General features: G+C 74.8%; 21 protein-coding genes. 10 read left to right on the forward strand and 11 right to left on the reverse strand.

Annotated features, from left to right (window positions below):
- Positions 1-91: 91 nt before the first annotated feature.
- The 4 genes from ACFZBX_RS14710 to ACFZBX_RS14725 form a co-directional block, all read right to left on the reverse strand.
- The gene (locus ACFZBX_RS14710) at positions 92-1,438 is read right to left on the reverse strand and encodes an MFS transporter (RefSeq protein ID WP_391534092.1); all 1,347 of its coding nucleotides are present in this window, start codon (positions 1,436-1,438) and stop codon (positions 92-94) included.
- A complete protein-coding gene (locus ACFZBX_RS14715) occupies positions 1,435-1,950 on the reverse strand; it encodes a hypothetical protein (protein ID WP_391534094.1) in 516 nt (171 codons plus the stop codon). Before ACFZBX_RS14715 ends, ACFZBX_RS14710 begins: the two co-directional genes overlap by 4 nt.
- Positions 1,947-3,224 carry a hypothetical protein gene (locus tag ACFZBX_RS14720; RefSeq protein WP_391534096.1) on the reverse strand — a complete coding sequence of 426 codons (1,278 nt, stop codon included), beginning with the start codon at positions 3,222-3,224 and terminating at the stop codon, positions 1,947-1,949. Before ACFZBX_RS14720 ends, ACFZBX_RS14715 begins: the two co-directional genes overlap by 4 nt.
- Before the next feature lie 103 nt (positions 3,225-3,327).
- The gene (locus ACFZBX_RS14725; protein ID WP_391534098.1) at positions 3,328-3,474 is read right to left on the reverse strand and encodes a hypothetical protein; all 147 of its coding nucleotides are present in this window, start codon (positions 3,472-3,474) and stop codon (positions 3,328-3,330) included.
- A 318-nt stretch (positions 3,475-3,792) separates the two neighbouring features.
- Here ACFZBX_RS14725 and ACFZBX_RS14730 point away from each other — a divergent pair, with 318 nt between their 5' ends.
- Both ACFZBX_RS14730 and ACFZBX_RS14735 read left to right on the forward strand, forming a co-directional pair.
- Entirely contained in the window at positions 3,793-5,118 is a 1,326-nt protein-coding gene (locus tag ACFZBX_RS14730) for a cytochrome P450 (protein WP_391534100.1), read from the forward strand.
- A 134-nt stretch (positions 5,119-5,252) separates the two neighbouring features.
- Positions 5,253-5,876 carry a LysE family transporter gene (locus tag ACFZBX_RS14735; protein ID WP_391534101.1) on the forward strand — a complete coding sequence of 208 codons (624 nt, stop codon included), beginning with the start codon at positions 5,253-5,255 and terminating at the stop codon, positions 5,874-5,876.
- Positions 5,877-6,511: 635 nt separating this feature from the next.
- Here the strand turns inward: ACFZBX_RS14735 and ACFZBX_RS14740 are convergent.
- Positions 6,512-7,405, reverse strand: coding sequence for a helix-turn-helix transcriptional regulator (locus ACFZBX_RS14740; RefSeq protein ID WP_391534103.1), 894 nt, complete (start codon positions 7,403-7,405; stop codon positions 6,512-6,514).
- A gap of 49 nt (positions 7,406-7,454) precedes the next feature.
- Here ACFZBX_RS14740 and ACFZBX_RS14745 point away from each other — a divergent pair, with 49 nt between their 5' ends.
- From ACFZBX_RS14745 to ACFZBX_RS14760, 4 genes are all read left to right on the forward strand, one after another.
- The gene (locus ACFZBX_RS14745; RefSeq protein WP_391534105.1) at positions 7,455-8,195 is read left to right on the forward strand and encodes an SDR family NAD(P)-dependent oxidoreductase; all 741 of its coding nucleotides are present in this window, start codon (positions 7,455-7,457) and stop codon (positions 8,193-8,195) included.
- 41 nt (positions 8,196-8,236) lie between these two features.
- Positions 8,237-8,857 carry a DJ-1/PfpI family protein gene (locus tag ACFZBX_RS14750; RefSeq protein WP_391534107.1) on the forward strand — a complete coding sequence of 207 codons (621 nt, stop codon included), beginning with the start codon at positions 8,237-8,239 and terminating at the stop codon, positions 8,855-8,857.
- Between the two features lie 105 nt (positions 8,858-8,962).
- Complete coding sequence (locus tag ACFZBX_RS14755) at positions 8,963-9,709, forward strand: phosphotransferase family protein (protein ID WP_391534108.1); 747 nt, start codon at positions 8,963-8,965, stop codon at positions 9,707-9,709.
- Positions 9,710-9,946: 237 nt separating this feature from the next.
- Positions 9,947-10,390 carry a hypothetical protein gene (locus ACFZBX_RS14760; protein ID WP_391534110.1) on the forward strand — a complete coding sequence of 148 codons (444 nt, stop codon included), beginning with the start codon at positions 9,947-9,949 and terminating at the stop codon, positions 10,388-10,390.
- Positions 10,391-10,578: 188 nt separating this feature from the next.
- On the opposite strand, the gene ACFZBX_RS14765 is transcribed toward ACFZBX_RS14760, so the two are convergent.
- The gene (locus ACFZBX_RS14765; protein ID WP_391534111.1) at positions 10,579-12,837 is read right to left on the reverse strand and encodes a transglycosylase domain-containing protein; all 2,259 of its coding nucleotides are present in this window, start codon (positions 12,835-12,837) and stop codon (positions 10,579-10,581) included.
- Positions 12,838-13,015: 178 nt separating this feature from the next.
- On the opposite strand from ACFZBX_RS14765, the gene ACFZBX_RS14770 reads away from it, so the two are divergent.
- Complete coding sequence (locus ACFZBX_RS14770; protein WP_391534112.1) at positions 13,016-13,960, forward strand: ROK family protein; 945 nt, start codon at positions 13,016-13,018, stop codon at positions 13,958-13,960.
- Between the two features lie 145 nt (positions 13,961-14,105).
- Here ACFZBX_RS14770 and ACFZBX_RS14775 read toward each other — a convergent pair whose 3' ends face one another.
- The 3 genes from ACFZBX_RS14775 to ACFZBX_RS14785 form a co-directional block, all read right to left on the reverse strand.
- Positions 14,106-14,702, reverse strand: a complete 597-nt coding sequence (locus ACFZBX_RS14775; protein WP_380761323.1) for an acyl-CoA thioesterase — start codon at positions 14,700-14,702, stop codon at positions 14,106-14,108.
- Positions 14,699-14,968, reverse strand: coding sequence for a hypothetical protein (locus ACFZBX_RS14780; protein WP_391534114.1), 270 nt, complete (start codon positions 14,966-14,968; stop codon positions 14,699-14,701). The genes ACFZBX_RS14775 and ACFZBX_RS14780 overlap by 4 nt, the downstream gene beginning before the upstream one ends.
- 344 nt (positions 14,969-15,312) lie before the next feature.
- On the reverse strand, positions 15,313-16,305 hold the full coding sequence (locus ACFZBX_RS14785) for a DUF6528 family protein (RefSeq protein WP_391534116.1): 993 nt from the start codon (positions 16,303-16,305) through the stop codon (positions 15,313-15,315).
- Between the two features lie 155 nt (positions 16,306-16,460).
- On the opposite strand from ACFZBX_RS14785, the gene ACFZBX_RS14790 reads away from it, so the two are divergent.
- Entirely contained in the window at positions 16,461-18,851 is a 2,391-nt protein-coding gene (locus tag ACFZBX_RS14790; protein ID WP_391534118.1) for an ATP-binding cassette domain-containing protein, read from the forward strand.
- 51 nt (positions 18,852-18,902) lie between these two features.
- On the opposite strand, the gene ACFZBX_RS14795 is transcribed toward ACFZBX_RS14790, so the two are convergent.
- Both ACFZBX_RS14795 and ACFZBX_RS14800 read right to left on the reverse strand, forming a co-directional pair.
- On the reverse strand, positions 18,903-20,276 hold the full coding sequence (locus tag ACFZBX_RS14795; RefSeq protein ID WP_391534119.1) for an NAD(P)/FAD-dependent oxidoreductase: 1,374 nt from the start codon (positions 20,274-20,276) through the stop codon (positions 18,903-18,905).
- Positions 20,277-20,693: 417 nt separating this feature from the next.
- Positions 20,694-21,293, reverse strand: coding sequence for a hypothetical protein (locus ACFZBX_RS14800; RefSeq protein WP_391534120.1), 600 nt, complete (start codon positions 21,291-21,293; stop codon positions 20,694-20,696).
- A gap of 246 nt (positions 21,294-21,539) precedes the next feature.
- Between ACFZBX_RS14800 and ACFZBX_RS14805 the strand changes: the two genes are divergently transcribed.
- Positions 21,540-21,758, forward strand: coding sequence for a hypothetical protein (locus ACFZBX_RS14805; protein ID WP_391534121.1), 219 nt, complete (start codon positions 21,540-21,542; stop codon positions 21,756-21,758).
- 531 nt (positions 21,759-22,289) lie between these two features.
- The gene (locus ACFZBX_RS14810) at positions 22,290-23,258 is read left to right on the forward strand and encodes a TauD/TfdA dioxygenase family protein (protein ID WP_391534123.1); all 969 of its coding nucleotides are present in this window, start codon (positions 22,290-22,292) and stop codon (positions 23,256-23,258) included.
- Positions 23,259-23,266: the final 8 nt, after the last annotated feature.

Here is a 23,266-nt window from a genome sequence, read left to right on the forward strand (position 1 = left end):
AGGACCCCACACCGTTCACCTGGACCAAGACCGCCGACGAGATCCTCGACTCCCTCGCCCGATTCTGCCGACGGATCTCCGGCGCAGGACACTAGCGGCGCCGGGCCGCACCGGGCGCGGACGCCGGGCCGCCGGCCGCCGCCGCGCGCGACGGACGGGCGGCCCACAGCGCCACCGGGGTGACGAGCAGGGCCACCAGGGCGCAGCCCACGGCCAGCGTGCCGTAGCCGCCGGCCGCCATCACCGGGCCGGAGAGCAGACCGCCGGTGCAGCCCGCGACCGAGAGCCCCACATCGGCCAGACCCTGGGTGGCGGCGCCGCGCCCGGGCGGCGCGGCGGCGGTGACCACGGCGGTCCCGCCGACCAGGCCCAGGTTCCAGCCGACGCCGGCCAGCAGCAGGGCCGCCGCGACCAGCGGCACCGAGTCCCCCGGGGCGAGGCCGACCAGCAGGGCCGCGGCGGCGAGCGTGACGCCGGCGACGGCGGCCACCGGCAACGGACCCCAGCGGTCGACCAGCAGGCCGCTGAGCGGGGACGGCAGGAACATCGCGCCGATGTGCAGCGAGACCACCAGGCCGATCGCGGCGGTGCCGTGGCCGTTGGCGGCCAGGTGGACCGGGATCATCGCCATCAGCGCGACCTTCGGCAGCTGGCCCAGCACCATGATCCACAGTCCGGTCGCCACACCGGGCGTCCGGACCGGGTCCCGGGCCGCCTCGACCGCTTCGGCCGTTCCGGCCGCTCCGGCCTTCCCGGCCGCTTCGGCAGGCTCCGCGGTGGCCACCGGACCCCGGGCCCGGGCCGAGCGGAGCGGATCGGGCCGCAGCAGGGCGCCGACCACCACGGCCGCCACCGCGTAGCCGACGGCGGCCAGCACGAACGGCGCGGCCGTCCGCGACAGCCCCCACTCCTCGGCCGGCCCGCCGACCAGGGACACCAGATTGGGCCCGGCGACCGCGCCGGCGGTGGAGGCCAGCAGGACCCGGCTGACGTCCCTGCCGCGCCGCTCCGGGGCGGCCAGGTCGGCGCCCGCGTACCGGGCGAGCAGGTTGGTGGCGGTACCGGCGCCGTAGACCAGCAGCGCGGGCAGCAGCAGGGCCACCTGGTCGGCGGCCACCGCGACCACCACCCCGACGCTGCCCAGGGCGCCGACCGCGTACCCGAGCCCGAGCCCCGGCCGGCGCCCCCAGGCCTGGCAGAGCCGCCCGATGCCCAGCGCGCCGAGCATCGACCCGCCGGTGAACAGGGCCGTGGGAAGGCCCGCCAGCCCGGTCGAGCCGAGCATCTCCTCGGCGATCAGCGACCCCACCACGACGCCCGCGGTGAGCCCGATCCCGCTCACCAGCTGGGAGGCCACCAGGACGGCCAGCACCCGCCGCTGCGCCGGGTGTTCGGGCGGGTGCCGGGGCCCGGCGGCGACCTGCGGGGAGAGCGTCATGCCGCCGCCGTCGGGCGCAGCGCCGAGATCTCCTCCAGCGACATGTCCAGTTCCTCGTGGAGGTAGCGGACGATCGTCCAGTGCGCCAGCGCCCCCTCGTCGAAGGGGCCGAACTCCCGGCAGTAGAGCGGGATCCAGCGCAGCGCCTGCTCGGCGGCCGCCTCCCGGCCGGGCTCCTCCTGGTACGACTCGTACGGGATGCCGCGGTGGTGGACGAAGAACCGGCCCGGCAGGCGCTCCTCGCACAGGGCGCGGTACTCGCGGGTCTGCAGGATGAGGTAGTGCCAGATCTCGTCGATGTCCTGCTCGACCGGCAGGAAGAGCCCGGCGAGCTCCTCGCGGTGGCTGGAGACCAGGTAGAGGTAGCGCAGGCACTCGGTGACCTGGCGCTCGGCGTCGGCGGGCGTGACGCCGGTGCGCGCGGCGGTGTAGGCCACCACCTCGGTGTGGAGGTCCTCGCCGAGCAGGGCCCTGAGGTCCTCGGCGGTGACGCGGGGCCGGTCGGCGGTCATCGGGTGCCTCCGTGGCTGTCCCCGGCGGCCGGGGGCGGGGTGGTGGCGAGCCAGGCGTACTTGCCCGAGGCGCCGATCGGCAGGTGGTCGTGGTGCTCGACCCGGCACGGCCGTCCGGTCAGCCGTCCGGCCTCGCCGGCCAGGGCGTCCGTCTCGGCCGCCGTCAACGGGGCGCCGTCGAAGGTGGTGCAGCGCAGCACCGCGCCCTCCCCCGGGCCCGTCACGTCGAGCTGGTGGAGGAAGGTCCGGGGCGTGACCGCGCCGACCGCCTCGTCGAGGTCGCCCTGGGCGACCGGGCCCCCGGGGGCGGCGAGCAACTCCTTCTCCCGGCCGCAGAACCGGGCGATGCGGCCGGGGTCCGTGCTGCCGTCCAGGGTGCGGACGCAGTCGCCGGAGCGGTAGCGGACCAGCGGCATCCAGGGGTTGCGGACGCTGGTGACGATCAGGCTGTGGATCCCGCTGCCCGGGGCGACGGGGAGGAGTTCGACGCTCATCCCGTCGAGGAAGGGCCGGTACCGGCCGCTGCGGTCGCTGTAGTAGAGGTAGCCGAGTTCGGTGCTGCCGAACAGGTCGACGATCGGGCAGTCGAAGTGCTCGCGCAGGTACCGGGCGACGTTCACGGGGGTGTACTCGTAGGCGTGCACGATGCTGGCCGGCTGTGGGAAGTCCGCCCACAGGCCCCAGGCCCGGACTTTGCGCACCAGGTGCGCCAGGTGGGAGGAGGAGCAGTCGAGGTGGTAGCGGCCGCCCGGGTGGGCCCCGGCGGCGGCTCTGATCTCCGCGAGCATCCGCTCGACGTCCGCCCGCTGCCAGTGGCCGGGGTCCAGGCGGAGGTTGAGGTAGCGGGTGCGGTCGTCCAGCCGGCGGTCCTGCGGCGACGGTTCGGCGGCCGGTTCCTCGCCCCGCTTGCGGGCGTTGACGCGTGCCACGTGCTCGGTCGCCAGGACGGTGGTCAGGGAGACCCGCGGACAGCCCTCCGCCCAGGTGCCGGAGATGTCGGGGTGCTCGCTCCACAGCCGGTAGTAGGACTTCAGCAGGAAGTACGGCGGCCGGATGATCTGCATGCGGGCGTGGTTGGTGCCGGTGGAGAGCACCATCTCCGCGTCGCCCGCGGCGAGGGCCGCGGCGAGGCCGGGCGTCATCCAGTTGTCCGGGAAGCCGCGGGCGATCTCGGGTTTCTCCAGAACGGGGAAGTACCCCCGTTCGATCGAGTCGCGGTAGAGGGGAATGTCCTTGATCCGGTCGACCACGTCGGCGGTCGGCTGGCCGTTCACTGTCACCTCCGGTCGTGGGGCCCGGGCCGGCCGCTCGGCCGGCCCGGGCCGTCTCTCTACGCCGGCCGGGGCGTCCCGGGGCCGGCCGGAGCATCGCGTCGCGTCAGGAGATACAGCCGGACTTCGCCACGCTGATGCAGCCGGACTTGGTGACGCTGATGCAGCCGTCCTTGGCGCCGGCGGCCGAGTTGGCGGCCACCCAGCGCTTCCACTTGTCTTCCTGGGTCATCCTCTTGACGAGCTGTTCCATACGAACCTCCGAGGTGTGCCGGTTGTCCGGCGGCACGGATCCGCGCCGCCATCGGCGACAGTAAAGTGATGGTCAAAGGAGTGTCAATGACGGGTCATCGGACTCGGCCACCGTTCGCACTTCCGGCCACCGCAGGCCAATTCCGGCCGCCCGCAACGGTTATCCGGAATGATCTGCATCGAATTACCGGTCGCGGTACGCGGACCGCGCCTTTGTCCGCGCTCGAACGGGGCATTCCGCCCGACAGCTCTCCCTCCCGGCAGGGTCGTTGACGTAGAGTCGGCGCGGGCCCGTTCGTCCCGACCGAGGAGACCCGCCGTGACCACCACCGCCGACCCCGACTCCTCGTCCGCGCGACCGGTGCCGCCGGTGCCCGAACTGCCGCCCGAGGCGGTCGAGGAGTGGCGCGCCGAGGAGGCGGAGCTGGTCGAGCTGCTGGCCCGCACCCGGCAACGGCTCGGCGGCGTCGCCGCGTTCCGGATCGGCCCGCGGCCCACCGTCCTGGTCACCGACCCGGAGGCCGTCCAGCACGTCCTCGGCCGCCACCCGGATCGCTACGTCAAGCGCTCGCACCGCGCCCGGATGATCGCCGGCGACGGCGTGCTGTCCGCCACCGGCGACGCCTGGAAGCGCCAACGCCGTCTGCTCCAGGCCCAGTTCACCGGCCCCGGAATGCGCCGCTACGAGCAGCGGATCGCCGCCGCGGCCCGCCGCACCGCCGACCGCTGGGCCGGGTACGCGCGCACCGGCGAGCGGATCGACGTCGGCGACGAGATGCGCCACTTCGCCCTCGACACCATCTGGCGCGCGCTCACCGGCCACCCGCTGGACGCGGCCACCGAGCGCGAACTCGACCGCATCCCCGCCGTGGTCGCCGCCCTCCCCCAGCTGCCCGACGGCGACCACGCCCGCGAAGCCGTCGCCGGCGACCTGGCCCGGATCGACGCCGTCGCGCACGCCGCCATCGACGCCGCCCGCCGCCGCGAGGACGGCCCCGACGGCCCCGGGGTGCTGCGCGACCTGCTGGACGCCGCGGACCGGCACCCCGAGTACACCGACCGGCTGATCCGCGACGAGCTGGTGACCCTGCTCGTCGCCGGCCACGAGACCACAGCCACCACCCTCACCTGGCTGTACCTGCTGCTCGACGCCAACCCCGAGGCCCGCGCCCGGGCCCTCGCGGCCGGTCCCGGGGGCTCGCCCGAACGGCGCGAGGCGGTGCAGGCCCTGGTCAGTGAGACGCTGCGGCTCTACCCCTCCGCGTGGATCCTCCCGCGCCACGCGCTCACCGACGACACCCTCGCCGGGCACCGCGTCGAGGCCGGCACCGACCTGCTGGTCTGCCCCTACCTCACCCACCGCGACCCGGAGTTGTGGCCCGACCCGGAGCGCTTCGACCCCACCCGCTTCACCCCCGGCGGCACCCGCCCCGCCCACCTCGGCGCCTACTTCCCGTTCGGCCTGGGCGCCCGCGCCTGCCTGGGCACCCAGTTCGCCCTCCGCGAGTCCACCGCCCTGCTCGAACTCCTGCTGCCCGCCCACGAGGTGCGCTTCCTGAGCACCCCGGCGGGCTCCGTCTACAGCATCACCGTCCGCCCGGACGGCCCCACCCCGGCGGTCCTGACGGCGGCCGCCACGGACTGACCACGGGGACGGTGTTCGCGGCGGCCGGCCGGGTCGGGAAAAACCGATGGCCGGGGGCGGCGGTGCGGGGCTACGCTCCCGGCCAGCCCCGGCGTCCGCGCCGCCCGCCCCCACCAGAATCGGACCGGTTGCCGATGACCGACGCCCTGCTCTCCGGACTCCTGGCCGGCTACGGCGTCGCCGTGCCGGTCGGCGCGGTCTCCGTCCTGGTCGTCACCCTCGCCTCGCGGGTCTCGCTGGGCCGGGGGCTGGCCGCCGCGCTGGGCGTGGCCACCGCCGACGGCCTGTACGCCCTCGTGGCGGTGCTCGGCGGTGCGGCGCTCGCACCGGTGATCGCGCCAGCCGCCGGGGTGCTGGAGATCGTGGCCGCCGGCGTCCTCGTCCTGCTCGCCGTCCACGGCCTGCGCGCGACGCTCCGCGCCCACCGGCGGGAGGACGGCGCGCCGCCGCCGGTCGCGGCCTCGCCGTGGCGCACGTACGCGGCGCTGCTCGGCCTGACCCTGCTCAACCCGCTCACCGTGGTCTACTTCACCGCCCTGGTGATCGGCGGCCACGCCGACCAGGGCCGCCCGCTCGGGCCGGGGCTGGTCTTCGCGCTCGCCGCGTTCGCCGCCTCGGCGAGCTGGCAGGCGCTGCTCGCCACCGGCGGCAGCCTGCTCCGCCGCGCCCTCACCGGCCCGCGCGCCCGCCTCCTCACCGGCCTCGCCGGCAACGCGGTCGTCCTCGCCCTGGCGTTCCGCCTCGCCCTGTCGGCCTGAGCCTCCGGACGCCACCGGTCGACCGTTCCGTCCCCACGGAGCACCGGCCTGTGGACCGCTCCGGCCCAGTCCCGGTCGTCGTGGTGCAGCATCCCCTGGGCCACCGACCGCAGCCGGGCCCCGAGGCCCGGCCAACCGACGGACCGGGCCGAGTCGTCGTGGGCGGCCGTCCCGAGCCGGCCCCGCCCCGGGCCGGGGCCCGCGTCGACGAAGTGCTCGTCGTCGTCACTGCCGGCGAACGGGACCCGGAACGTCCCCCACCAGGGCTCCTCCTGCTCGTCCGGGTCGTCCGCGTCCCGGATCTCCATCCGCGTGGTGCGGATCTCGACGATCCCCTCGGTGGAGTACAGCGGGCCGCACGGGAGGATCGCCGGGCGGGAGTCGTCCCCGTCATGGCACAGCAGCGACTGCGGCGGATCCGCGGGCAGCGCGAATCCGGGCCGCTCCTCGACCCGGTCGACCGCCTCGGGCGCCGCGGGCGGACGGAGTTCGGCCAGGCTGAGCGGCGCGTGCTTCGCCGGCTGGGCGTCCACCAGGCGCCAGGACCCGGCCACCGGGGCGACCACGGGAGGAACGCCGGCGAGTGGGGGATCGATCACGGACCACGTTCCTGCGGACCGTCGTGCCAAGCCGGGTCAGTGGTGCGCCGTGCGGCGGAACTCCGAGGGCGGGCAGCCGTAGTGGGCGTGGAAGCGGCGGGTCAGGTGGGCGTGGTCGGTGAAGCCGGCGGTGGCGGCGATGTCGGCGAGGGGAAGGGCCGTGCGGGCGGTCAGCTGACCGGCCACCTCCAGGCGGACGGCGAGCAGTTCGGCCTGGAAGGAGGTTCCCGCGGCGGCGAGGGCGCGCTGGAGGGTGCGCGGCGCCAGGCCGAGCAGCGCGGCCGTCGCGGGCAGGCGCCAGGGGCGGGCCGGGTGACGGGCGAAGCCCGCGCGGACGGCGTCCAGCGGGCGCGGTTCGGCGGCGGGCCGGCCGTCGGACCAGTGCAGCCGCCAACCGGTGACCCGGGACGCCCGCCGGACCTCCTCGGGGCGGCCGGTCGCGCCGTCGGCCACCACCTCGACGCGGGCCGTGCGGCCGACCACGGCCGCCGTGCCGGCCGCGTACAGGGCGCAGACGAGGAGTGATTCGGCGGGGCTCGGGGTCCGGGCGAGCGAGGGGATGTGACGGACGATCAGCGATCCGTCGACCGAAAGCGTCCGGCGGGTGCGGTGTCCGGCGTGGAACCAGGGCTCCACCAGCCCCACCCGGCCCAGGAGTTGCGGCAGGCCGCCGCAGCGGGCCAGCTCGGCGAGCAGCGGGTCCTCGGCCAACAGCCGGTCGGCGGCGCTGCGCAGCGCGGGCCAGCCGCGTGCCGCGAGGGCCTCCACCAGCCTTCCGTGCAGTCGCTCCGGCACCGGCAGGCCGTCGCCGAGCAGGCGTTCGGCCCGCCGCGCCGACTCGCCGGCGGGGGAAGGGCCGAGCGTGTGCAGCACCGCCCGGGCCATCGTCGGGCGGACCGAGCGCGCCATGTCGACTCCGGTTCGGGGCATGGCGCGATCGTACAAGCGGACCGGACGCCGTCACTCCACCATCGCCGGTGTGAACCTTGGCTCAAAGCGCATCCTCGTCACCGGCGGCACCGGCGGAGTCGGCCTGGCCCTCTCCGAAGCCCTGACCGCCCTCGGCGCCACCGTCGTCACCTGCGGCCGCACCGCCGGCGGCCCGCACGCCGTCCGCGCCGACCTGGCGGTGCCCGGGGAGGCGGCGCGGGTCGTCGCCGAGTCCGTCGAGCGCCTCGGCGGGCTGGACGTAGTGGTCGCCAACGCCGGTGTGCAGTACCGCACTCCGCTCACCCTGGGCCCCGATCCGGAGGTCCTCGCCTGCGCCCGGCAGGAGATCGAGGTCAACCTCGCCTCGGTGGTCGAACTCGCCGCCGCCGCATGGCCGCACCTCACGGCCGCGGCGGCGCCCGGCGGCGGGGCGGGCGCCGCGTTCCTCGCCGTCACCTCCGGTCTCGCGTACGCGCCCAAGCAGAGCGCGCCGGTCTACTGCGCCACCAAGGCGGGCGTCCACATCCTGCTGGAGTCGCTGCGCCACCAGGCGCGGACGACCAGCCCGGGCGTGCGGGTCCAGGAGGTCGTCCTGCCGCTCGTGGACACGGCGATGACCGCCGGCCGCGAGGGCCCGGCCCGGAAGATCGGCCCCGCCCGGGCCGCCGAGGCCATCGTGCGCGGCATGGCGCGCGAACGCCCCGTCGTCGCCGTCGGCGCCTCCCGGGCACTGCTGGCGCTGCTGAGGGTGGCCCCGGCGGCCGGCCGCCGCATCCTGCGCGACGGCTGAGCGGGGCGACCACCGGCCGGGTCGCGGCTATCCTGCGACGCATGGACATCGTGATCCCGCTCTTCGAAGGGTTCGAACCGCTCGACGCGATCGGCCCGTACGAGATCCTCGCGCTCGTACCCGGTGCCGTCGTTCGCTTCGTCACCGCCGAACCCGGCCTGGTGCGGGACACGTTCGGCGCGCTGCCGGTGCATGTCCCCACCGCGTACTCCGAGGTGGAGCGCTGCGACGTCCTGCTGATCCCGGGCGGCGGCGGTATCCGGCCCATGCTGGCCGATCCCGCCTTCCTCGACTGGGTGCGCCTGATCCACGCCGGCACCCGGTTCACCACCTCGGTCTGCACCGGTTCCGTGGTGCTGGGCGCGGCCGGTCTGCTGAAGGGCCTGACCGCGACCACCCACTGGGCGGCGACCGCCGAACTGGAGTCCCACGGCGCCGTCTACACCGCCGACCGGGTGGTCCGGCACGACCGGCTGATCACCGCGGCCGGGGTCTCCTCGGGCATCGACATGGCCGTCCGGCTGGCCGCCCTCCTCACCGACGAGGTCACCGCGCAGGCGATCCAGCTCTGCACCGAGTACGACCCGCAACCCCCGTACGACACCGGCTCGGTGGCCACGGCCCCCGCCGAGGTGGTCGCCCGGGCCCGGACCCTGGGCTGACCCTGCCCCGGGAACCCCTGACGGAGCACCGGCAGGTCTCCGACCGGTGGCCGCCGGCGGAAAACCCGGCGACGGCGGCGGTCGTCCCCGGGATACTGGTCGCCCATGGATGAGGTCGAGATCGTCGTCGCCCATTCCGAGCGGGCGACCCTGCGCGTCGGCGACGTGTTCCTGAAGGTGGACGCCGATCAGGCGCGCGTCGACACCGAGGTCGAGGCGATGTCCCTGGCGCCGGTCCCGACCCCGGAGGTCCTGTGGCGCAGACCGCCCGTGCTCGCGATCGCCGCGCTTCCGGGGACGACGCTCGGGCGCCTCGGCGGGCCGTCGACCGGGTCGCCGGCGGCGTGGGCCGCGGCGGGCGCCGCCATCCGGAGGCTGCACGACGCGCCGCCGCCACCCTGGCCGGGCCGGGCCGGGCGGAGCGCCGCCGCGCTGGCGGCGGAACTCGACGAGGAGTGCGGGCTGCTGGTGGCGAACGGCGTCCTGCCCGCCGACCTGGTCGCCCGCAACCGCCGGGTCGCCGAGGCGGCGCTCCGGCCGTGGACCCCGGCCTTCACCCACGGCGATCTGCAGATCGCACACGTCTTCGTCGACGGCGGCGAGGTCACGGGCGTCATCGACTGGTCCGAGGCGGGCGGGGGTGACGCCCTGTACGACCTCGCCACCTTCACGCTCGGACACCAGGAGCACCTCGCCGATGTGATCGACGGCTACGGCACCGACGTCGACCTCGACGTGATCCACGCGTGGTGGTCGCTGCGCAGCCTGCTGGCGGTCCGCTGGCTGGTCGAGCGCGGCTTCGACCCGTTCGCACCGGGCTGCGAGGTCGACGTGCTGAGGTCCCTGATGTGAGGCTGCGCGGCGCGGCCCGCTCTCTCGGCCTCGACCGGCTGTTGCGCCCCCACGGCGCGCAGCCGCAGCGCGCGCCCCAGGCGCACGCCCGCACCCCGGCCGGCGAGGAGGGGTGGCCCGCGAGGCGGGTAGGAGGGTGAAGGACCGGAGGCGGCGCCGCGAAGACGGGCGCCGTTCCCCCGGCCGCTGCCCCTTCGAGCGCCCCGCAGGCCTCACCGTTCGCACAAGGACGTGCACATGAGCGACGACCCCTCCCAGATCGCCGTCACCGACCAGCTCAGGGCCGCCGGTGACCACGCCGAACGCCTGCTCATCGCCTCGGGGCGGCCGGCCCCGGTGCGCACCACCCCGGACCGGGCCGCGCCGTGGTTCCGGGAGACCCGGGCGGTGATGCTCCGCGCCGAGGAGGACGGCACCCTGCGCCACTGCGGCCACCTGGCCGCCCCGCAGCCGACCGTCGTCCTGGCCGAGGCGGCGGACCGGCTGGTCTGCTGGGACTGCTACACCAAGGCGCAGGCGCTGCGCGGCTGCCACATCTGCGGCGGCCCGGCGGGGACCCGGTCGCTGTACGGGGGCGTCGAGGCGGTGATCCGCGGCCCGGCGGCCGTCTACTCCCGCGTGATCTGCCGCGCCTGCGCCGAACCGGCGGGCCCCCGGGGCACCTTCGGCAACGGCCGCTGACGGGCGGAGGCGGGCGGGCGCGGGCGGAGGCGGGCGCGGCGGGTGCGGCGGGTGCCGGGAAGCCCGCCGGTGCCCGGCCGGATCGTGCGGCCCGGCTCCTCGCCCTCCCGGCCTTCGCCCTCACCCCGCCCGGGCCGGGCGGGGCGGGGCGGGGCGGGGCACCGGCATCGGCCCGCGTCGGCGGGTCGTCAGCGGTGCTGGCCGGTCGGCTTGCCGGAGTGGGCGTTGCCCGGCGCGTTGGACGGGCCGTTGGACGCGCTGGTGGACGGGCCGTTGGAGGCGCCGTTGGACGGCGCGCCGGTGCCGGTGGCGTTCGGGTCGGGCTTGGGCGCGGGGTCGGGGATGTCCGCCATCGGCAGGGACTTCTTGGGCGTGCCCCGCAGGGCCTGGTTCATGGCGTCCCGCCAGATCGGCCCGGGGCCGTCGGCGCCGAACACCTCGGTGCGGTGCTTCCCGTTGATGGTGATGTTGCGCATCTCCACGCCGCCGTCGGGGCCGCCGAGCCAGACCGCGGTGGCGAGTTGCGGGGTGTAGCCGCTGAACCAGGCGGCCTTCTTCTTGTCCGAGGTGCCGGTCTTGCCCGCGATCTGCCGGTCGCCCTCCAGGTGGAGCGCCGCACCGGTGCCGCCGCTCTCGGTCACGCCGTTCAGGATGGTGTTCAGCACCTGGGCGGTGCTCTCGGAGAACGCCCTCTCGCAGCGCGCGGGCGGGACGGCGATGTCCTTGCCGTCGACGGTGGTGATCCTGCTGACGGCCACCGGGGCGCAGTACTCGCCGCCGGCCGCGAAGGCCGCGTAGACGCCGGCCATGGTCAGCGGGCTCACCTCCTCGACGCCCAGGGCCATCGCGGGGACCTCGTCCAGCGGCTTGCCGCTGGCCCGGGCGGTGATGCCGAGCTTGTTGGACATCTGCTTCACCGCGCAGAGGCCGATCTCCCGCTCCATCTCCACGAAGTAGGTGTTGACCGAGAGGGCCATCGCCTCCTTCAGCTGGTAGGGCCCGTCCTCGCTCGCGGACTCGTTGGGCACCGAGACCTTGGGCTTGCCGGTGTTCCGCCAGGTGCCCTCGCAGGTCTTCATGTCCGGGTAGTCCATCCGGTTCGGGGACCGGTACTCCTGGGTCGGCGGCAGCCCCGCCTCCATCGCCGCGGCCGCGACGACCGGCTTGAACGTCGAGCCGGGCTGGAAGCCGTTGCCGCCGCCCATCGCCGCGTCGACGTTGAGGTTGACGACGGTCTGGTGCTTGGCCGTCTCCAGGCCGTACGGGCGGGTCTGGGCCATCGCCAGGATCTTGCCGGTGCCCGGCTCGACCATGCTCGCGGCGGCCGAGACGCTGTCGGTGACCCGCACGTTGGAGCTCACCGCGTTCTGCGCGGCGGCCTGCTTGTCCCGGTCGAGGGTGGTGTGGATGTTCAGGCCGCCCTGGTCCCAGAACTTCTTGCGCTCGGCCGCGCTGGCGCCGAACACCGGGTCCTGCTTGATCACGTGGCGGACGTAGTCGCAGAAGAAGCCCATGCCCGCCTGCGCGGTGATGCACCCCCGCTGCGGGTCCTGGTACTTCAGGCCCAGCGGGGCGGCCTTGGCCTCCGCGGCCTGCTCCGCCGTGATGTGCTTGTTCTCCAGCAGCTTGTCGATCACCGTGTTGCGGCGGTTCACCGCGGCCTGCGGGTGCGCCTTCGGGTCGTACTGCGAGGGGTTCTGCACCAGGCCGGCCAGGGTGGCGGCCTCGGCGACGGTGAGGTCCTTGTTGCTCTTGCTGAAGTAGCGCTGGGAGGCCGCCTCCACGCCGTAGGCGCCGTTCCCGTAGTAGGTGATGTTGAGGTAGTTGGTGAGGATCTGCTCCTTGGTCAGCTCCTCCTCCAGCCTGATCGCGACCTTCAGCTCCTGGATCTTGCGGCCCAGGGTCTTGCGCATCGCCTCCCGGACGGCCTCCTTGTCGTCGCCGGCCTTCTCGACGTTGACGTTCTTCACGTACTGCTGGGTCAGCGTCGAGGCGCCCTCGGAGGCGGTGCCGCTCTCCGCGTTCTTGCTGAGCGCCCGCAGGACGCCCTTGAGGTCGACGGCGCCGTGCTCGTAGAAGCGGGCGTCCTCGATGTCCACCTGGGCCTGCCGCATGTAGGGCGACATCTGCTCGGCGGTGAGGATGGTGCGGTCGCGCTCGTAGACCTTGGCGATCAACCCGCCCTGGGCGTCGAATATCTGGGTCGCCTGGGTGAGCGGCGGGGTCTTGAAATCGTCCGGGATGTCCTCGAAGCCCTCCGCCGTGTTCTTGGCCGTCAGCCCGAGCGCCCCCACGGCGGGCAGCGCCATGCCCGCCAGCAGCGCACCGGACACCACGCTCACGCCCAGGAAGGTCGCGCCGTAGCGGACGAAGCGGACCGGCGACTTCCGGGAGGGCCCGGGAGCGTCGTCGGCCGGGTCCGCGGTCGGGAGAAGATTCGATTCCATACTTCCTGGATGCCTTGAGGGCCGCGAAACGTTGCGCACACGTGCGGATTTCCGCTCCGGTTCGAACCGGAACGGCCCGAAAGGGCAGATCCGGGGGCGACCCTGCCCCTCGTGCCACCGGCCGGTCCTGTTTGCTGTTCCCGTCCCTGCTCCTCCCCCTCCCCCGGAGCCACCCGCCATGACCGTACCCTCGCCCGACGCCGCAGGCCCGCTGTTCGCCGCCGTCGACATCGGCGGCACCAAGATCGCCGGCGCCCTCGTCGACTCCGCCGGGACGCTCGCCCACCGCGTCCGGTTGCCCACCCCGGCGCGGGAGGCGGCCGCGGAGGTGCTGGCCGTGGTGCACCGGGTGCTGGACCGGATGGCCGCCGCGCCCCGGTGGGGCGAGGTGGCCGCCGTCGGCATCGGCAGCGCGGGCCCGGTGGACCTCGCCCGGGGCACCGTCAGCCCGGTCAACATCCCCGGCTGGCGGGACTTCCCGCTCACCGCCGAGGTCGCCGCCCACCCCGCCGTGGGCACCCGCCGGGTGGCACTGGCCGGGGACGGGGTGGCGATGGCCGCCGCCGAGCACTGGCGCGGCGCGGCGCGCGGCGCCGACAACGCGCTCTGCCTGGTGGTCTCCACCGGGGTCGGCGCCGGGCTGGTGCTGGACGGGGCCGTACGCCCCGGCCCCAGCGGCAACGCCGGACACCTCGGGCACATCACCGTCGACCTCGACGGCGAACCCTGCCCGTGCGGCTCGCGCGGCTGCCTCGAAGGCATCGCCAGCGGAACCGCGATCGCCCGCCGGGCCCTCGCCGGGGGCTGGCGGCCCGCCGGGGACGACCGTTCGGCGCGCGCGGTGGCCGAGGACGCGCTGGCCGGGCACCCGCTGGCACTCGCCGCCTTCGACCGCGCGGCCCGGGCACTGGCCGCCGGGATCGCCGCCACCGCCGCGCTGGTGGACCTGCGGCGGGTGGTGATCGGCGGCGGCGTGGCGACGGCCGGGCCGGTCCTGTTCGAGCCGCTCGCCCGCCATCTGGACCGCTACGCCGCGCTGCCCTACGTCCGCGGGCTGGACGTGCGGCGCGCCGAACTCGGCACCGACGCGGGGCTGATCGGCGCCGCCGCGCTCTGCCGCTGACGGATTCCCCTCCCGGGCCGCCGAGTTCGCCTTCCCCGGTCCAACTCCGCGGCGGCGAGCCCCCCTTCGGCCTCCGCCCGCAAAACCAAGCAGGATCCTGCCCCAGCAGGATCCTGCCATTCATCGATCCGGGTCGCGGCGGAGGTCAGCGAGCGCGACGACCGTCCGGGATCACCGGAACGCCCCTCGTGAGGGCGGAGGGGTTCGGCAGGCGTCGACGGGCGGGGTGGTGCCCGGAGGACGACGCGGACAGCGACCCGCGCGGCGAGGCGATCGTCACCCGGGGCGGGACCGCGGGGACGACGCCGTCGGCGAGGAACCCCGAGAGGAACCGCCGCTCCGACGGGCTGAGCGTACGGGAGCGGCCGGAGACCGCGTCCCTGGCGACCACGACGGTCCGTGCCCGCATGAATGTGTGCGCGTCACGGCACACCTTGACCACGACGTGCGCGGAACTGCGCCCGAGTCGTTCGACGGTCAACCGCACCAGCAACGGTTCCGGCCGGTGGTACAGCTGCTCCAGATAATCGATCTCGTGCCGGGCGATCAGGAATCCGGACGGGAATAGCGATTCCCGGACGGCGACCGCGTGGTGGCAGAACAGGTCGTAAATTCCCTCCTGCACGTAGGAGACCAGCCGGGCGTTGTTGATGTGCCCGTTCTCGTCGACGTCGCTCCACCGGGTGGGACAGGCCACCACGTGTGCGTTGACGTCCACCGCCTGGGTGGCCGCCGCGTTCACCGCTGCTCTGCCGTGGAACCGGTGAGCAGCAGCGCCCGGCGCAACCGCGCGTAGTAGACGGCGTGTTCGGACGCCATCCGGGCCGCGGTCCAGCCCTCCTCGGCGGCCTCGGCGGCGGCTTCGACGACCAGGCTGTCGAGGACGCCGTCGACCGCCCGGCACAGATCCGCCACCGCCGCGAGGCGGTCGGTGACCTCCGTCCCGCCGAACGCGGCGCGGGCCGGGAAGGCCGCCAGTGATTCCACCGCGAGCCGCAGCTCGTCCACGGTCTCGGACCTTGATTCCAACACGAAATTGCGCACAGTTCTCTCCCTGAATGGGTAGGTGTGGGTAGGGATGGGTTTCTGGATGGTGCGGACCCGTCGAGCGGGACCGGATCCCCCCGGCGCCATGGACGCTATCCCAGCCCGGGGCGCTACCGGGAGGTATACGGAACCGGAGCGGAAACTGACCACTATTGGAGTAGTTTGGCGTTGCATAAAATCAGCCGCATCCACCGAATGCCAGCCCGGTCCGGCCCGTCCCCCGCCCCTCGCCCCGGTCTCCCCCCAGGTCGTTCCCCCGCCTGCTCCCCCGGTCCTCCCCCCGGTCCTGCCGCCGGTGCCCGGGGTCATGCCCCGCTCCCCCAACTGGGCCACCAGCGCGCCTTGTAGAGGTGCGTGCCGGGAAGCCGCCAACTGCCGTCCGGGCGGTGCAGGGTGAGCGCCGAGGTGCACCAGGAGCAGGGGCCCGCGTGGTCCGGGGCCGCGATGAGCAGCCGCCCGGTGCGGGGCTCGTCGCCGACGCTCTTGATGTCCCGCTCGGCCCCCTCGCTCCCCAGCCGGACCCGGGTGAAGCGGTCCGCCGCCGGGTCGAAGCGCCACAGGTGCCCGGCCGTGCTCACCCACAGCCGGCCCGGCTCGGCGAGCACCGGCGACAGGTCGTGGCCGCCCGGCTCGGGCAGCGGCACCGTCCGCTCGGCGGTGAGCGCCGGCGCGGCCGCGGTGCCGCCCACCCGCAGCGCGGTGAGCGCGTCGTCGCCGAGCGCCCAGAGCAGCCGGGCGCGCTGGTCCCAGTGCACCCCGTGGGCGCCCGGCAGCCGGTACTCGGCGTGCGCGGTGGCGCGCGGACCGAGCGAGGCGGCGTAGAGCCGTATCCAGCCGCCGCCGGAGGCGGCGACGGCCACATTGCCGTCGGGGAGCAGTTCGGCGCTGTGCGGGTTGGCCAGTTGTCCGGTGTCGACGGCCCAGGCGGTGGCGCCGGTCCCGGTGTCGACGAGGGCCGCGAGGCCGCCGGAGGCGGTGGCGACCAGGTACCGACGGCCGTCCCGCACCCGGCTCTTCGCCTCGTCTGGCAGCTCCCAGCTGCGGCGCGGGTCGAGGTCGCCGAGGTCGCCGGCGGTGTCCGCGGACCACGACCAGACCACCGGCTCCTCGTCCGGCCCGCGGTAGCCGGTCAACTCCTCGGCGCCCGCCACCACCAGCACCCGCCGCGAGGCCTGGTCCACCACGGCCACCACCCACCCCGGCCGCACCCCGGCGGCCGTCGCCGGGACCGTGCCGGCGCCCACGGCCAGGGCCGCCAGGCCCGCCGTCGCCCGCCACAGCCGTGCCCGCTTCGACACCGCCGGCACCTCCCGTCGTCCGGCCCCCGCCACCACGGTGCGGCGCGCCCCGGCCGGCCGCCAGCGCGCGACCTCCGACCGGCCTAAACACCGCCTGTCGTACCCGGCTGGTTAGATCGGAACCGGAGCGCACCGCGAGAGGAACCGGAGAGACGATGAGCACGGGCACGAGGACCGACGGACAGGCACCCGAGCCGCACGCCGCCGACACCCACGACCTGATCCGCGTGCACGGGGCACGCGAGAACAACCTCAAGGACGTCAGCATCGAGATCCCGAAGCGCCGGCTCACGGTGTTCACGGGCGTCTCCGGCTCGGGCAAGAGCTCCCTGGTGTTCGACACCGTCGCGGCGGAGTCGCAGCGGCTGATCAACGAGACCTACAGCGCGTTCGTGCAGGGCTTCATGCCGTCGGTGGCGCGCCCGGACGTGGACGTGCTGGACGGGCTGACCACCGCGATCATCGTCGACCAGCAGCGGATGGGCGCGGACCCGCGCTCCACCGTCGGCACCGCGACCGACACCAACGCGATGCTGCGGATCCTGTTCAGCCGGCTCGGGCTGCCGCACATCGGCTCCGCCAAGGCGTTCTCCTTCAACGTCGCCTCGATCAGCGGGGCCGGCGCGGTCACCGTGGAGCGCGGCGGCACAACGGTCAAGGAGCGGCGCAGCTTCAGCGTCACCGGCGGCATGTGCCCGCGCTGCGAGGGCCGGGGCTCGGTCTCGGACATCGACCTGACCCAGCTCTACGACGAGACCAGGTCGCTCGCCGAGGGCGCGATCACCGTGCCCGGCTACACCGGCGACGGGTGGATGACGCGGATCTTCAGCGGCTCCGGCTTCCTCGACGCGGACAAGCCGATCCGCGACTACACCGAGCAGGAGCTGCGGGACTTCCTGCACCGCGAGCCGACCAAGGTGAAGGTCAACGGCATCAACCTCACCTACGAGGGGCTGATCCCGAAGGTCCAGAAGTCCATCCTGTCCAAGGACCGGGAGGCGATGCAGCCGCACATCCGGGCGTTCGTGGACCGCGCGGTCACCTTCGCCTCCTGCCCCGAGTGCGACGGCACCCGGCTGACCGAGGCCGCCCGGTCCTCGAAGATCGCCGGGATCAGCATCGCCGACGCCTGCCGGATGCAGATCAGCGACCTCGCCGAGTGGGTGCGCGGCCTCGACGAGCCCTCGGTGGCCCCGCTGCTCGCGGCGCTCCGGGAGACCCTGGACTCGTTCGTCGAGATCGGCCTCGGCTACCTCTCCCTGGAGCGGCCGGCCGGCACCCTGTCGGGCGGCGAGGCGCAGCGGGTGAAGATGATCCGCCACCTCGGCTCCTCGCTCACCGATGTGACCTACGTCTTCGACGAGCCCAGCACCGGTCTGCACCCGCACGACATCCGGCGGATGAACGGCCTGCTGCGGCAACTGCGGGACAAGGGCAACACGGTGCTGGTGGTGGAGCACAAGCCCGAGGTGATCGCGATCGCCGACCACGTGGTGGACCTCGGTCCGGGCGCGGGCTCGGCGGGCGGCACGGTCTGCTTCGAGGGCAGTGTCGAGGGCCTGCGCGCCGCCGGCACGGTCACCGGCCGACACCTGGACGACCGGGCGTCGGTGAAGGAGAAGGTGCGCACGCCCACCGGCGAGCTGGCGGTCCGCGGTGCCTCCGCCCACAATCTGCGGGACGTCGACGTGGACATCCCGCTGGGGGTGCTGGTCGTGGTGACCGGCGTGGCCGGCTCCGGCAAGAGCTCGCTGGTGCACGGCTCGATCCCGGCCGGGGAGGGCGTGGTCTCCGTCGACCAGAGCCCGATCCGCGGCTCGCGGCGCAGCAACCCGGCCACCTACACCGGTCTGCTGGAGCCCATCCGCAAGGCGTTCGCCAAGGCCAACGGCGTGAAGCCGGCGCTGTTCAGCGCCAACTCCGAGGGCGCCTGCCCGACCTGCAACGGCGCGGGCGTCATCTACACGGACCTGGCGATGATGGCCGGCGTGGCCACCACCTGCGAGGACTGCGAGGGCCGCCGGTTCGACGCGTCGGTGCTGGAGTACCACCTCGGCGGCCGGGACATCAGCGAGGTGCTGGCGATGCCGGTGACCGAGGCGGAGGCCTTCTTCGCCGCCGGCGAGTCCAAGGTGCCCGCCGCCCACCGCATCCTGTCCCGCCTCGTCGACGTCGGCCTCGGCTACGTCAGCCTCGGCCAGCCGCTGACCACCCTCTCCGGCGGCGAGCGCCAGCGCCTGAAGCTGGCCACCCACATGGGCGACAAGGGCGGCGTCTACGTCCTCGACGAGCCGACCACCGGCCTCCACCTGGCCGACGTCGAGCAGCTCCTCGGCCTGCTGGACCGGCTGGTCGACTCGGGCAAGTCCGTCATCGTCGTCGAGCACCACCAGGCCGTGATGGCCCACGCCGACTGGATCATCGACCTCGGCCCGGGGGCCGGCCACGACGGCGGCCGCATCGTCTTCGAGGGCACCCCCGCCGACCTGGTCGCGGACCGCTCCACCCTCACCGCCCAGCACCTCGCCGAGTACGTCGGCGCCTGAGGCGGGTCTGACCCCCCTGCCGGGCCCGGGGCGGTGCGCCCCGGGCCCGGGCTAGCGGCCGGCGACGGTGTCGGCGAGGCGGGCGAGGGGGGAGGTGGTGGGGCGGCGTCGGGTGGACTCCTGGCGGTCGGCGGCGTGGTAGGCCGCGTAGAGGGCGTGGACGCCGAGCCAGCGGAGGGGTTCGGGCTCCCAGCGGCGGACGGTGTGGCCGACCCAGGGCAGGCGGGTGAGCTCGGTGTCGTACCCGAGCACGAGGTCGCGCAGGGTGCGGCCGGCCAGGTTGGCGGTGGTCACCCCGCTGCCGACGTAGCCGCCCGCCCAGCCGAGGCCGGTGCGGCGGTCGAGGTCGACGGTGGCGCACCAGTCGCGGGGCACGCCGAGCACCCCCGCCCAGGCGTGCTCGATCCGCGCCGAGCGGGCGGCCGGGAAGAACGCGTGCAGGATCTCGCGGAGTTGGCGGACGGTCGCGGGCTGGGTGGCCCCGTCGACGTCCGTCCGGGAGCCGAAGCGGTACGGGACGCCGCGCCCGCCGAGGGCGATCCGGTCGTCGGCGGTGCGCTGGGCGTACATGTAGGCGTGGGCGAAGTCGCCGAGCACCTCGCGGCCGTCCCAGCCGGTCTCGGCCCAGAAGGCGGCCGGGAGCGGCTCGGTGGCGATCATCGCCGAGTTCATCGGCAGCCAGGTGCGGCGCTCGCCCGCGAGGCCGGAGGTGAAGCCCTCGGTGGCGCGCAGCACATAGCGGGCGGTGACGGTGCCGTGCGGGGTGACCGCCCGGGGCGTACGGCCGCCGCGGATCCCGGTCACCGGCGTGCGCTCGTACACCTCGACGCCCAGCCGTTCGACGGCGTCCGCGAGGCCGGCGGCGAGCTTGGCCGGCTGGACGCGGGCGCCGTACGGGCTCCAGACGCCGCCGAGGGCGCCGGCGACGCGCAGCCGCCCGGCGGTCTCGGCGGCACCGAGTTCGTGGACGCGGTCGGGGCCGTAGGCGCGTTCGGTCTCGGCGAATTCGCGCAGGCGGGCGAGCTGCGCGGGCGTGCGGGCGACCTCCAGCACGCCGCCGCGCACCACGTCGGCGTCGATGCCCTCGGCGTCCAGGGTGTCGGCCACCTCGCCGACCGCCGCGTCCATCACCCGCTGCATCGCGGCGGCCCCGGCCCGGCCGTAGCGGCGGGCGAAGGCACCGCGCCCGGCGAAGCCGTTGTAGAGCCAGCCGCCGTTGCGCCCGGAGGCGCCGAAGCCGCAGAACCGCTGCTCCAGCACGGCGATCCGCAGCGCGGGCTCGGCCTGCTTGAGGTAGTACGCCGTCCAGAGGCCGGTGTAGCCGCCGCCGACCACGCAGACGTCGACGTCCCGGTGCCCGGGCAACGCCGCCCGGGGCTCGGGCAGCCCGAGCCGATTCCACCAGAAGGAGACCCCGCCGTTCACACCCCTGCCACCGGACCCCACGGACCCCGACCTCCACCTCACACCGACCTGTCCCCGGGACGCTACGCCCGCACGCCGGCTCCGATCCACCGCCAGCCTGCAAGAAACGGAGCCCCACCCCGAGCACCCTGTCAGGCCGGGAAGCGGGGAGCAGCCGGTACGCCGGCACTCCGCCCCGCCGTGCCAAGCCCAGCACCGGCTCCGCCGTGTCTTCGGCAACGCAATGAGCGTTGCCGGCGGCGCCGCAGGCTGGGGCAACGGTGGCACCGGTGGGGTCTGCTGTGTGCCGGGTGGCCGTTCAGGGGGTGGCGTTGCGGGTGTGGCGGGGGGCCACCGGGGTTCTGCTGTCCGTCGTGGGGCTCGCGGGTCGTGGCCGAGGAGCGGCGCCGGTGGGGTGTACTGCGGACCCGGGGCCGGTCAGGGGGTGGTGAGGAGGCGGGCGATGGTCTCGGTGGCCGGGGCGTTGTCGTCCGCCTCGGAGGTGGTGCAGCGGGTGTCGAAGGCGGTGTTGCGGGCCTGGGCGAGGGTGGTGGAGTGCCGGGCGGGGTCGAGGAAGGTGGCGTGGCCGGGGGTCAGGTGGAGGAGGGCGGTTCCGGCGGTCCAGTCGGTGGTGAGTTCGACGAGGCCGGTGTCGTCCGCCGCCATGGTGTCGGCGAGGCCTCGTAGGGCGGTGAGGGCCCAGATCATGCCGGGGAGTTCGAAGTCGACGCGGGTGTCGAAGTCGACGGTGAGGGAGCCGGTGGGCTCGTGGTGGCGGAGGGTGAGGGCGTCGTCCTCGCCGAGGGCGGTCAGCAGGGCCGCGTGGTCGCCCTCGATCCAGCGGTCGCACTCCGCGAGGGCGGCGGGCAGTTCGGCCAGGTAGCGGCGGCGGACGGCGGCGTCGGGCCAGGGGGTGCAGAGGCCGGTCCAGTCGGACCGGGGCCGGGCGGTGGCCGGGGCCACGGGTGAGCGGAGGTAGGTCCGCAGCCGTGCCGCGTCGATGGTGACCGCCGCCGTCACCGTGACATACCTCGCCATGCCCGCCCGCCCCTCCGTCGGCACCCTGCCGCCGCGGAACCGATTCTGCCCGCCCCCGCCGACAGCCACGGCGGGGGCGGGCGGGCCGGTTCAGCCGAGGGTGGAGGCGGTGACGGGCTCGCCGATCGGGATGCTCTGCCCGGCCGGGCCGGTCTCGACGACCGGCCGAAGGAGGGACGATACGTGACCGCACGACTCCCCCGAGCGTTCAGCAGGACACCCGCTCCCACGCCCTCGGAGGCCCCCGTGCGCACCCTCACCCGGCACACCGCCACCCTCGCCGCCGTCCTCGCAGCCGTCCTCGCCACCGCCATGGCCGGGCCGGCCGCCGCCGCGTCCGCCGGGCCGGAGCCCCGGGAGGTCAACCAGGGCTACAGCATCCCGGTCGGCGCCATCACCGACCTCGGCGCGCTCCCGGTGCTCGGCGGCCTCGGCCTGGACTTCGCCCGCCTGATGGGAGTCTGAGGGCCCGCGCCGCACCCCGAAGGGCCCGCCCGGACGCGCTCCGGGCGGGCCCTTCCGCCGACGGCGGGGTTTCTTCCGCTGCGAAAGTTAGTCGTCCCGACACGCCCACGACAGGCGGGAACACGCCTCCGCAGCCTTCCCGTCACCGCCCGACCATCCCCCGCAACACGGCGCCACACACCCGTAACACCCCTTCCCACCAGGCAGAACGGGTGATTGACAGGAAGGCACGGGCTTCAGCACGATGAGCGCCGAGCCCACTCGCAGCACCCCGGACCCGGAAGGAGGGCCGATGAGCACCGTTCACCGCACCGCCCCGGCCCGCCACCGCTGCTGTCGCCGCCGGCGCTGCCGTCTCTGTTGTCGCGGGGCCTTCGCCCGCTGACCCCGGCCGCCCGGCCGTCACCTCTCCCCGGCACCCGTGTGCCGTCCTTCACCGCTCCGCCCTGCCCGCGTCCACCGCCCGGGGCGTCCTCGCGCGTCTCCCCGTTCCCCCTCCACATTCCCCTTCACCAGAGTCGAGGAACAGCCATGTCCACTGCCACCGCAGCCACCACCGCCCTGCGCCTCACGCCCGCCGCCGGCCGGATCGGCGCGATCGTGCACGACGTCCGCCTCGGCGGCGACCTGCCCGCCGAGACCGTCGCCGCCCTCGAAGCCGCGCTGTACGAGCACAAGGTGCTGTTCTTCCGCGGTCAGCAGCACCTCGACGACGCCGAACACGAGGCGTTCGCCCGCCTGTTCGGCCAGCCGGTCGGGCACCCCACCGTCCCGAGCGCCGACGGCCGCTACATCTTCGAGCTGGACGCCACCAAGGGCGTGCGTGCCAACAACTGGCACACCGACGTCACCTTCGTCCCGTCCTACCCGAAGGCCTCGATCCTGCGCGCCCTGGAGCTGCCGCCGGCCGGCGGCTCGACGGTGTGGGCCAACACCGCCGCCGCCTACCAGGACCTGCCGCAGCCGCTGAAGGTGCTGGCCGAGTCGCTGCGCGCCGTGCACACCAACGACTACGACTACGCGGCGAGCCTCGCGCTGCGCCCGGAGCTCGCCGACAACGCCGAGGTGGCCGACCTCTTCCGCCGGGTGTTCGTCTCCACCGCGTTCAAGACCGAGCACCCGCTGGTCCGCGTCCACCCGGTGACCGGCGAGAAGAACCTCCTGCTCGGCGCGTTCGCCCAGCGGATCCAGGGTGTCTCGGGCGCCGACAGCAAGGCGCTGATCGCGCTGTTCCAGCGGTACGTGGAGCGGCTGGAGAACACCGTGCGCTGGGACTGGCAGGTCGGCGACGTCGCGTTCTGGGACAACCGCGCCACCCAGCACTACGCCGTCAACGACTACGGCGACGAGCCGCGGCTGGTCCGCCGGATCACCCTGGACGGCGACCTGCCCGCGGGCGTGGACGGCGCCCCGAGCCGGCTGCTGGAGCCCACCGAGCCGCCGCGGGTGGCCGGGCTGGTGCCCGCCGAGCAGCTGGAGGCCGAGACCGCCGCGCGCTGATCCCCGAC

The sequence above is a fragment of the Kitasatospora sp. NPDC008115 genome (genome assembly GCF_042957205.1).
In the GTDB taxonomy this organism is placed as follows: Bacteria; Actinomycetota; Actinomycetes; order Streptomycetales; family Streptomycetaceae; genus Kitasatospora.